This window comes from Actinomadura napierensis, from assembly GCF_039529375.1.
Classification (GTDB): Bacteria; Actinomycetota; Actinomycetes; order Streptosporangiales; family Streptosporangiaceae; genus Spirillospora; species Spirillospora napierensis.
On sequence record NZ_BAAAMR010000207.1, the window covers coordinates 1 to 8,077 of the forward strand.

The following is an 8,077-nucleotide window of genomic DNA, read 5'->3' on the forward strand; positions in this document are numbered from 1 at the left end:
CCGGGTGACCGTCGAGGCGTCGCCGTCGTCGCGCGGCTGGCCCGGCACCGCCGGGTTCGCGGCGTTCGAGAACGCCGTGGGCCGGGCCGCGGCCCGGGCCGGCGACGTGATGGCGCTGTGCCAGTTCGACCGGCGCTGGTTCGGGCCGGGCCTGCTGGGCGGGCTGGAGGCGTGCCACGGCGGGCGGGTCCGCGCCGACGCGGTGTTCGACGACGGCGCGCTGCGGATCGAGCCGCTGTTCGCGCCGCCCGGCCTGCGCCTGTCCGGCTCGATCGACGCGTCGACGCTGCCGGGCCTGCTGGCGGCGCTGCGCGGGCTGGACGACCGCGCCGCCCACGTGTGCCTGGATCTGGCCGGGGTGGAGTTCTGCGACCTGGACGGGTTGCGCGCGCTGGTCGGCGTGAACGAGTGGAGCGTCGTGCCCGACCGGATGGTCGTGCTGCGGTCGGCGCCCCGCTGCGTGGAGATGATGATGCGGGTGACCGGCTGGGAGGGCGCGCCCGGCGTCGTCCGGGAGGGGGCTCGATGATCGCCCATCAGGCAGGTCCGCCGGAGGCCCGGGGCCTCGCGCAGGACGCGCCGCCGCAGGCCGCCGGCGGCGACGTGCTGGTGCACCGGGCGGTGCCGTACGGGTGGCCGCGCGAGCTGGCGCTGACCGCCGTCCCGTACCTGCGGGCCGGGCGGCGCGCGGGCGACGCGGTGGTGGTGATCGCCTCCGACCCGGTCCGGGTGACGCTGCGCGAGCACCTCGGCGTGGAGACCTGCACGGGCATCGAGTTCATCGACTCCGCCGAGTGGTTCCGCGGGCCGATGCGGGCGCTGGCCGGGTACCACGACCGGATGCGCGCCGACTGGTGGCCGCGCGGTCGGCTGCGGCTGCTGGCCGAGCCGGTGTGGGACGGGCTGACGCCGCTGGAGACGCGCGAGTGGCAGCGGCACGAGTCGCTGCTGAACGTGGTGTTCGCCGGCACCCCGACCATGATCATGTGCGCGTACGACACGGCGTCGCTGCCCCGGCCCGTGCTGGACGGCATGGCCCGGACGCATCCGGAGCTGGCCGGCCCGGACGGCGCGCGCCCGAGCCCCGAGTTCACCGACCCCGCCGAGTACTACGCCGAATGCAACGCGGGCGCGCTGCCGCCGCCCCCGACCGCCGCTGCCCACCGGGCGTTCGGCCCCGGCGGGCTGCCGTCGCTGCGCGGCTTCCTCACCGCCGAGGCCGTCCGGCTCGGGCTGCCGGAGAGCCGGACGCTGCCGCTCGTGCTGGCGGTGAACGAGGTCGCCACGATGATCGTCCGGGAGGGCGGCGGGCACGGCGCCGCGCGGCTGTGGGCGGAGGCCGGCGAGCTGGTGTGCGACGTGGCCGACCCGGGCCGCGCGCTCACCGACCGGTTCCTCGGCTACACCCCGCCGCGCGCCCCGCACTCCGGCGACGCACCGGGCGGCCGGGACGTCGGGGGCGCGATGTGGGCCGTGCGCCGGCTCTGCCACATCGTGCAGATCAGATCCGGCGCGGGCGGCACCCGGTTCCGGATGCACGTCCGGCTCGACTGCGGATGAGGGACGCGCCGGCCGGGGCGGTAGCCTTCGGGGCATGCTGACGATCGAGCGTGCCCTGGTCGAGAAGATCGTCGCGCATGCGCGCGCCGACCATCCGGACGAGGCGTGCGGCATCATCGCCGGCCCGATCGGGTCCGACCGGCCCGTCCGGTACGTGGCGATGGCCAACGCCGAGCGGTCCCCGACGTTCTACCGGTTCGACTCGCAGGAGCAGTTGAAGCTGTGGCGGGAGATGGACGACCGGGACGAGGAGCCGGTGGTGATCTACCACTCGCACACCGCGACCGAGGCGTACCCGTCCCGCACCGACATCTCCTACGCCTCCGAGCCGAACGCGCACTACGTGCTCGTGTCGACCCGCGCCGAGGACACCGAGGAGTTCCGGTCGTACCGGATCGCCGACGGCGAGGTGACCGAGGAAGAGGTCCGGATCGTCGACTCCTACGACGCCTGATCGCCGAGGTTGCCGAGCGCGATGGCGGCGGGGAACGGCCGGGACGCGGCCGGTAAACTGGTCGACATGTGGACGAGCGGGGACGTGACGGGCGTGCGGCGCCGCGTCCCGGCCTCCGCGGTGCCACCCGTACAGAGCTTCCTGTTCGGGCACTCGCGCGCCGAGGTCGTCTACGACTGTTCGCCGACGCGCTGATCCTGCCCGGAATTCCCCCGCTGCCCGCCCGGTTGTGACGCAGAGGGCGGGGAGCCCCGTACGACCGAAGGAGATCATCGCGATGGCGATCGAGGTCCGGATCCCGACGATCCTGCGCAACCTCACCGACGGCGCCAAGGCCGTCGAGGGCAAGGGCGGCACGCTCGACGAGCTGTTCGCCGACCTGGACTCCCGCCACCCCGGGCTGCGCGACCGGCTGGTGGACGACAAGGGCCTGCGCAGGTTCGTCAACGTCTACCTCAACGACGAGGACGTGCGGTTCCTCGGCGGCCTGGAGACGCAGGTCTCCGACGGCGACGGCGTGACGATCCTGCCGGCCGTCGCGGGCGGCTGAGCCGGGCTGGACGAGCGGACATGCGATTCGACTCGCTGCTGGACTCCCTCGGCGGCACCCCGCTGGTCGGGCTGCCGCGGCTGTCGCCGAGCGGGGACGTCCGGCTCTGGGCGAAGCTGGAGGACCGCAACCCGACCGGGTCGGTGAAGGACCGTCCCGCCTTCTACATGATCGAGAAGGCGGAGAAGGACGGCCTGCTGACGCCGGGCTGCACGATTCTCGAGCCGACGTCCGGGAACACCGGCATCTCGCTGGCCATGGTCGCCAAGCTGCGCGGCTACCGGATGGTGTGCGTGATGCCGGAGAACACCTCGGCCGAGCGGCGCCAGCTGCTGGAGATGTGGGGCGCGGAGATCATCTCCTCGCCCGCCGCGGGCGGCTCCAACGAGGCCGTCCGGGTGGCGAAGGGCCTGGCGGCCGAGAACCCCGACTGGGTGATGCTGTACCAGTACGGGAACGAGGCCAACGCGCAGGCGCACTACGAGACGACCGGGCCGGAGATCCTCGCCGACCTGCCGTCGGTGACGCACTTCGTCGCGGGCCTCGGCACCACCGGCACGCTGATGGGCGTCGGCCGGTACCTGCGCGAGCAGGTGCCCGGCGTCAAGATCGTCGCGGCGGAGCCGCGGTACGGCGAGCTGGTGTACGGGCTGCGCAACATCGACGAGGGCTTCATCCCCGAGCTGTACGACGACTCGGTCCTGACGACCCGGTTCTCGGTCGGGTCGCTGGACGCGCTGCGCCGCACCCGTGAACTGCTGGAGCAGGAGGGCATCTTCGCCGGGATCTCCACCGGCGGCGCGCTGCACGCCGCGATCGGCATGGCGAGCAAGGCGGTGAAGGCGGGCGAGCGCGCCGACATCGTGTTCATCGTCGCCGACGGCGGCTGGAAGTACCTGTCCACGGGCGCCTACGGCGGCACCCTGGAGGAGGCCGAGGCGCGCCTCGAAGGCCAGCTCTGGGCCTGACCGCGGGCCGGCTCTGGGCCTGACCGCGGGCCGGCTCTGGGCCTGACCGCGGGCCGGGCGGGCGTGATCCCGGCCACGGCGTCCGTCCCGTCCGGCACGGTACAGTGCGGAATCGAACGAGATTCTAGAACCGTGCCGGCCGGGTGGACGCCCGGCGGCCGGAGCGGGAGATGCGGATGAGCGGGTTCGAAGCGGCGATCGCGGTCGAGCGGATCGACGAGGGCCGGTACGAGGCCGTGCTGGACGACGGCTACGTCATCGGCGAGGCGCTGAACGGCGGCTACCTGATGGCGGTCCTCGCCCGCGCGGCCGTGGACGCCTCCCCGCACGAGCACCCGATCTCCACCGCGGCGACCTTCCTGCGGCCCGGCCGGCCCGGCCCCGCGCAACTGGTCGTCGACACCCGCAAGCAGGGCCGCACCGCCGCGACGGCGCTGGTCAGCCTCGTCCAGGAGGACCGCTCCGTGGTGGAGGCGCTGATCACCACCGGCACCCTGGACGCCGCCGTGCAGCCCGACTGGGCCGGCCCGGCGCCCGACCCCGCCGTCCCGCCGCTGGCCGACTGCACCGACTTCCGCGCCGAGAAGCAGGACGCGGAGGGCTTCGCCGGCCGCGTCGACATGCGCTTCGACCGCACCACGATGGGCTGGCTGGACGGCCGGCCGAGCGGCACCCCGGACTCGCGCGCCTGGTTCCGGCTCCGCGACGGCCACGAGCCCGACGCCTACAGCCTCGCGGTCGCCGTGGACGCGCTGCCGCCCGTCGCGCTCAACCTCGGCACCCGCGGCTGGGCGCCGACCGTCGAGCTCACCTGGCACATGCGGGCGGTCCCCGCCCCTGGATGGCTCGCCCTGCACGGCGGCGGGCGGCTGATGTCGCACGGCTGGTTCGACGAGGAGGTCGAGGTCTGGGACTCCACCGGACGCCTCGTCGCGCAGAGCCGCCAGATCGCCCGCGTCGGCCGCGGCTGACGGTCGGCTGCCCCGCGGCACGATCCCCCGGCGTTTCGGCGCGGCCCGCGACGGGATCACCGGCGGCTCCCGTGAACTGGGCCCTTTTCCGGCGGGTGACGGTGTGATGTCCAACGCATGACGCACCTGGACGGGGGTAAGTCGCCTAGCCTGTAGGACCATGTCAGCGACCGGCGACCTCGACCCGACAGCGCCCTCCTCCGGTCACCGGTCGGATCTGCCGATCGGTGTGTTCGACAGCGGATTCGGCGGTCTCACCGTGGCCCGCGCGATCCTCGACCAGCTGCCGAACGAGCCGATCGTCTACCTCGGCGACTCGGCCCGCCAGCCGTACGGGCCGCGCCCGATCGCCGAGGTCCGCGCGTACGCGCTGGAGATGCTCGACCAGCTCGTCGACGAGGGCGTGAAGATGCTGGTGATCGCCTGCAACAGCGCCAGCTCGGCGATGCTGCGCGACGCCCGCGAGCGCTACGACGTCCCGGTGATCGAGGTGATCAACCCGGCCACCCGGCGCGCCGTGCGCGCGACCTCCAACGGGCGGGTCGGCCTGATCGCGACGCACGCCACCGTCACCAGCCGCGCCTACGACGACGCGTTCGCCGCCGCGCCGCACATCGAGCTGGTCAGCGCGGCCTGCCCGCGCTTCGTCGAGTTCGTCGAGGCGGGTGTGACGATGGGGGCGGAACTGCTGGACGCGGCGCGCGACTACCTGCGGCCGATCGTGGCCGCCGGCTGCGACACGCTCATCCTGGGCTGCACCCATTACCCACTGCTGACCGGCGTCATCTCGTATGTCGTCGGCGACGGGGTCACACTGGTCTCAAGCGCCGACGAGACCGCCAAGGACGTGTATCGAGTGCTGCACGACCAGGGGCTGGCGCGCGACGAGGCGAGGCCCCGGCCACGGCACCGGTTCCGCGTGACCGGTGACCCCGACGTGTTCGCCGAGCTCGGCCGGCGGTTCCTCGGGCCGGAGATCGACGCGGTGGAGACGGCCCGCGCGGCCGCCGAGGCCGGGCCGGGCGGCGCGGGGGGCACCGGCCCCGCCCTGAGCAAGGCTCTGACGACCTGATTCCTCGGGGACACAAGAGGAGGAGTGAGCGTGCGGGTCACAGTGATCGGCTGCTCCGGCAGTTTCCCGGGGCCGGACAGCCCCGCGTCCAGCTACCTGATCGAGGCCGACGGCTACGCGCTCGTGCTCGATCTCGGCAACGGCGCGCTCGGATCGCTGCAGCGCTTCCGCTCGTTGCAGGAGATCGACGCGGTGTGCGTCTCGCATCTGCACGCCGACCACTGCCTGGACCTGTGCGGGCTGTGGGTGGCGCGCACCTACCATCCCGAGGGCCCGCAGCCGCGGCTGCCGGTCCACGGCCCCGAGGGGACCGCGGTGCGGATGGCGAAGGCCTACGACCTCGAACCCGAGCCGGGGATGTGCGAGACGTTCGACTTCCACGTGCTGCGCCGCGGCCCGTACGAGATCGGCCCGTTCCGGGTGACGACCGCGCTGATGCCGCACCCGGTGGAGGCGTACGCGTTCCGCATCGAGCACGGCGGCAAGGCCCTCGCCTACTCCGGTGACACCGGGGTGTCCGACACGCTGGTGGAGCTGGCGCGCGGCGCCGACCTGTTCCTGTGCGAGGCGTCGTTCCTGGAGGGGCCCGGCCTGCCGTCCGAGCTGCACCTGACCGCGCGGGAGGCGGGCGAGCACGCCGCCCGCGCCGACGCCGGCCGCCTCGTGCTGACCCACCTGGTCCCGTGGAACGACCAGGACATGTCGCTGAAGGAGGCCAAGGCCAGCGGCTACGGCGGCGACATCGAGCTGGCCCGGGTGGGCGCCTCCTACGACCTGTGACGCGCCCGCCGGGCGACCTGTGACGCGCCCGCCGGGCACTAGGGTGGTGCGCATGGCACGCCCCGATGATCGCGCACCAGACCAGCTCCGCCCCGTCCGCATCCAGCGCGGATGGCTCGACCACGCGGAGGGGTCGGTGCTCGTGGAGTTCGGCCGGACGCGGGTGCTGTGCGCGGCCTCCGTGCAGGACTCGGTGCCCCGCTGGCGGCGCGAGAGCGGCCTCGGCTGGGTCACCGCCGAGTACGCGATGCTGCCCCGCGCCACCAACACCCGCAACGACCGCGAGTCCATCAAGGGCCGGGTCGGCGGCCGCACCCACGAGATCTCCCGGCTGATCGGCCGGTCCGTCCGGGCGTGCCTGGACTTCAAGGCGCTCGGCGAGAACACCGTCCAGCTGGACTGCGACGTGCTGCAGGCCGACGGCGGCACCCGGACCGCCGCGATCACCGGCGCGTACGTCGCGCTCGCCGACGCGGTGTCGTGGATGCGCGAGCGCAAGATGCTGCGCGGGAACCCGCTGGTCACCTCGGTCGCGGCGGTCAGCGTCGGCGTCGTCGCCGGGGAGGCGCGGCTCGACCTGTGCTACGAGGAGGACTCGGCCGCCGGCACCGACATGAACGTGGTGTGCACCGGCGACGGCAAGTTCGTCGAGGTGCAGGGCACCGCCGAGGGCGCCCCGTTCGACCGCGCCGAGCTGGACGCGCTGCTCGACCTCGCGGCGGGCGGCTGCGCCGACCTGACCCGGCTGCAGAAGGAAGCGCTCGCCCGGTGACGCGGATCGTGCTGGCGACCCGCAACGCGGGAAAGATCGCCGAACTGGAGCGGATCCTCGACGGCGTCGACGTGGCGGGCCTCGCCGAGTTCCCCGGCGCGCCCGACGTGCCCGAGACCGAGCTGACCTTCGAGGGGAACGCGCTGCTGAAGGCCCGCGCCATCGCCGCGCACACCGGCCTGCCCGCCGTCTCCGACGACTCGGGCCTGTGCGTGGACGCGCTGAACGGCATGCCGGGCGTGCTGTCGGCCCGCTGGTCGGGACGGTTCGGCGACGCCACCGGCGACAAGGACGCGGCGAACCTTCAGCTCGTCCTCGACCAGCTCGGCGACGTCGCCGACGGCCTGCGCGGCGCGGCGTTCGTGTGCGCGGCGGCGCTGGTCGTCCCGGCGAGCGGCGACCGCGCCGCCGTCGAGCACACCGTCGAGGGCCGGATGCGCGGGACGGTGATCCGCTCGCCGCGCGGCACCGGCGGCTTCGGCTACGACCCGGTCTTCCTGCCGGACGGCGAGACCCGCACGACCGCGGAGATGGCGCCGGCGGAGAAGGACGCGATCAGCCACCGGGGCAAGGCGTTCCGCGCGCTGGCCGGGCTGCTCCCGGACGCGCTCGCCGCCGCCGGCCGCCTCTGAGGCGGCGGCCGGTCCGTCGATTCGCGGAAATTCATCCGGGATCGTGACAACCGGATGGGGCGCCGCGGGGGTTCTGAGGGGTGTACGGACACCGTCCCCCCGAGGAGCAACATGATCGACAAGGGTCGCATCCGCCGCGGGCCCATGCTGGCGCTGGCCGGGGTGGTGGGCGCGGGCGCGCTCGCCGCCGGGATCTGGGCGGCCGCCGACTCCGGCTCGTCGCCGCGCGTCACGCCGGTGGCGGAGCGGAACGCGCTGGCGCATCCGAAGACCCCCGCACCCGCGCCGACGGCGCGGCCGTGCGGGTCGGTGCGGCCG

12 protein-coding genes are annotated in these 8,077 nt (G+C 74.1%); all 12 read left to right on the forward strand.

What is annotated here, in order from left to right; genetic code table 11:
- Window positions 1–529, forward strand: a 529-nt coding sequence (locus ABD296_RS48210; protein ID WP_344284853.1) for an STAS domain-containing protein, incomplete at its 5' end; no start/stop codon positions are given.
- The gene (locus ABD296_RS48215; protein ID WP_344284856.1) at window positions 526–1,560 is read left to right on the forward strand and encodes a sensor histidine kinase; all 1,035 of its coding nucleotides are present in this window, start codon (window positions 526–528) and stop codon (window positions 1,558–1,560) included. The genes ABD296_RS48210 and ABD296_RS48215, both read left to right, overlap by 4 nt.
- Before the next feature lie 34 nt (window positions 1,561–1,594).
- Window positions 1,595–2,014 (forward strand): M67 family metallopeptidase, encoded by a 420-nt coding sequence (locus tag ABD296_RS48220; RefSeq protein ID WP_344284860.1) that lies wholly within the window; start codon window positions 1,595–1,597, stop codon window positions 2,012–2,014.
- A 66-nt stretch (window positions 2,015–2,080) separates the two neighbouring features.
- Window positions 2,081–2,209 carry a hypothetical protein gene (locus ABD296_RS48225; protein ID WP_344284862.1) on the forward strand — a complete coding sequence of 43 codons (129 nt, stop codon included), beginning with the start codon at window positions 2,081–2,083 and terminating at the stop codon, window positions 2,207–2,209.
- 82 nt (window positions 2,210–2,291) lie between these two features.
- A complete protein-coding gene (locus tag ABD296_RS48230) occupies window positions 2,292–2,564 on the forward strand; it encodes a MoaD/ThiS family protein (protein ID WP_344284864.1) in 273 nt (90 codons plus the stop codon).
- A 20-nt stretch (window positions 2,565–2,584) separates the two neighbouring features.
- Entirely contained in the window at window positions 2,585–3,532 is a 948-nt protein-coding gene (locus tag ABD296_RS48235; RefSeq protein ID WP_344284867.1) for a PLP-dependent cysteine synthase family protein, read from the forward strand.
- A 176-nt stretch (window positions 3,533–3,708) separates the two neighbouring features.
- On the forward strand, window positions 3,709–4,503 hold the full coding sequence (locus ABD296_RS48240) for a thioesterase family protein (protein WP_344284870.1): 795 nt from the start codon (window positions 3,709–3,711) through the stop codon (window positions 4,501–4,503).
- Between the two features lie 160 nt (window positions 4,504–4,663).
- Window positions 4,664–5,575, forward strand: coding sequence for a glutamate racemase (gene murI, locus ABD296_RS48245; RefSeq protein ID WP_344284873.1), 912 nt, complete (start codon window positions 4,664–4,666; stop codon window positions 5,573–5,575).
- Between the two features lie 30 nt (window positions 5,576–5,605).
- Complete coding sequence (locus ABD296_RS48250; protein WP_285921138.1) at window positions 5,606–6,355, forward strand: MBL fold metallo-hydrolase; 750 nt, start codon at window positions 5,606–5,608, stop codon at window positions 6,353–6,355.
- 52 nt (window positions 6,356–6,407) lie between these two features.
- Entirely contained in the window at window positions 6,408–7,127 is a 720-nt protein-coding gene (gene rph, locus ABD296_RS48255; protein ID WP_344284880.1) for a ribonuclease PH, read from the forward strand.
- Complete coding sequence (gene rdgB, locus ABD296_RS48260) at window positions 7,124–7,759, forward strand: RdgB/HAM1 family non-canonical purine NTP pyrophosphatase (protein WP_344284883.1); 636 nt, start codon at window positions 7,124–7,126, stop codon at window positions 7,757–7,759. The genes rph and rdgB overlap by 4 nt, the downstream gene beginning before the upstream one ends.
- A gap of 111 nt (window positions 7,760–7,870) precedes the next feature.
- Window positions 7,871–8,077, forward strand: a 207-nt coding sequence (locus ABD296_RS48265) for a hypothetical protein (RefSeq protein ID WP_344284886.1), incomplete at its 3' end; no start/stop codon positions are given.

What these genes read in the sequence shown, in the direction of transcription:
- murI (WP_344284873.1), top strand. Translation starts at nt 4,664, where the DNA reads ATGTCAGCGACCGGCGACCTCGACCCGACAGCGCCCTCCTCCGGTCAC.
- ABD296_RS48240 (WP_344284870.1), top strand. Translation starts at nt 3,709, where the DNA reads ATGAGCGGGTTCGAAGCGGCGATCGCGGTCGAGCGGATCGACGAGGGC.
- ABD296_RS48215 (WP_344284856.1), top strand. Translation starts at nt 526, where the DNA reads ATGATCGCCCATCAGGCAGGTCCGCCGGAGGCCCGGGGCCTCGCGCAG.
- rph (WP_344284880.1), top strand. Translation starts at nt 6,408, where the DNA reads ATGGCACGCCCCGATGATCGCGCACCAGACCAGCTCCGCCCCGTCCGC.
- ABD296_RS48220 (WP_344284860.1), top strand. Translation starts at nt 1,595, where the DNA reads ATGCTGACGATCGAGCGTGCCCTGGTCGAGAAGATCGTCGCGCATGCG.
- ABD296_RS48230 (WP_344284864.1), top strand. Translation starts at nt 2,292, where the DNA reads ATGGCGATCGAGGTCCGGATCCCGACGATCCTGCGCAACCTCACCGAC.
- ABD296_RS48225 (WP_344284862.1), top strand. Translation starts at nt 2,081, where the DNA reads ATGTGGACGAGCGGGGACGTGACGGGCGTGCGGCGCCGCGTCCCGGCC.
- ABD296_RS48235 (WP_344284867.1), top strand. Translation starts at nt 2,585, where the DNA reads ATGCGATTCGACTCGCTGCTGGACTCCCTCGGCGGCACCCCGCTGGTC.